The 1,081-nt window shown below is 57.5% G+C and carries 2 protein-coding genes; both read left to right on the forward strand.

Going from position 1 to position 1,081, the window contains the following annotated elements:
* The first annotated feature begins 23 nt into the window (after positions 1 to 23).
* Positions 24 to 518 (forward strand): pantetheine-phosphate adenylyltransferase, encoded by a 495-nt coding sequence (gene coaD, locus ADADOO_RS03805; RefSeq protein WP_511275158.1) that lies wholly within the window; start codon positions 24 to 26, stop codon positions 516 to 518.
* 20 nt (positions 519 to 538) lie between these two features.
* Positions 539 to 796, forward strand: a complete 258-nt coding sequence (locus ADADOO_RS03810; protein WP_511275156.1) for a YfhL family 4Fe-4S dicluster ferredoxin — start codon at positions 539 to 541, stop codon at positions 794 to 796.
* Positions 797 to 1,081 lie beyond the last annotated feature (285 nt).

Consider the following 1,081-nt stretch of genomic DNA (forward strand, 5'->3'; position numbering starts at 1 on the left):
CGAGACACCGGCGGGAATCCAGCTTGAGCAAACTCAACCATCGCGTAGCGATCTATCCGGGTACTTTCGACCCGATCACCCGGGGCCACGAGGATCTCGTCCGCCGCGCCTCGACACTCTTCGACAAACTGATCCTGGCCATCGCCGAAAGCCCGTCGAAGCAGCCGCGTTTCCCCCTGGCCGAGCGTGTTGCCATGGCCACCGAAATCCTCGGCGACCTCAAGAATGTCGAAATCGTCGGCTTCAACTCGCTGCTCATGAACTTCGTGCACGAAAAGGAAGCCAAGGTTGTCGTGCGCGGCCTGCGCGCCGTCTCCGACTTCGAATACGAATTTCAGATGGCGGGAATGAACCGCAGCGTCTATCCGGAGGTCGAAACGGTGTTTCTGACGCCGGGCGAGCAATACATGTTTATCTCCGCTACCATGGTGCGTGAAATTGCGCGGCTGGGTGGCGATGTCAGCAAATTTGTGCAACCTTGTGTCGAAAAGCGCCTGCGGGCGAAAACCACAGCTTAACCGAGAGAGGAACAACAGCTATGTCTCTAATTATTACCGACGAGTGCATCAACTGCGACGTGTGCGAACCGGAGTGCCCGAACGAGGCGATCTCCCAGGGCGAGGAAATTTACGTCATCGACCCGAACAAGTGCACCGAGTGCGTCGGCCACTACGACGAACCGCAGTGCGTGCAGGTCTGCCCGGTGGATTGCATCCCCAAGGATGAAAATCACGTCGAAACGACCGATATGCTGTGGGTCAAATACGAAAAGCTGACGGGCAACAAGCGCGCCTGAGTTTTTCAGCAGGCCCACGAAAAACCCGCGGAATTCGCGGGTTTTTCATTTTTGGGCCAATTTTCCGGTTGACCGTAGGAAGCACCGTCAACCACCGCCCTGGCGGCGCTTACGCCGCCTGCAATTGCCGAGAAGAATCGAGCGGCACCAGCATGTCCTGAACGCGGCCAACAATTTCTTCGAGCGCGTCGATCTGTTGCAGCAGGTTGATCTCGACGCCGTCGAGCTCGATGATCCGGTCTTCCAGCGTATCGGTGGCCTGGTGGATGCGCTTGATGCTTTCCA

Origin of the sequence: Azonexus sp., from assembly GCF_036170495.1 — a bacterium.
In the GTDB taxonomy this organism is placed as follows: domain Bacteria; phylum Pseudomonadota; class Gammaproteobacteria; order Burkholderiales; family Rhodocyclaceae; genus Azonexus.

What these genes read in the sequence shown, in the direction of transcription:
- ADADOO_RS03810 (WP_511275156.1), top strand. Translation starts at nt 539, where the DNA reads ATGTCTCTAATTATTACCGACGAGTGCATCAACTGCGACGTGTGCGAA.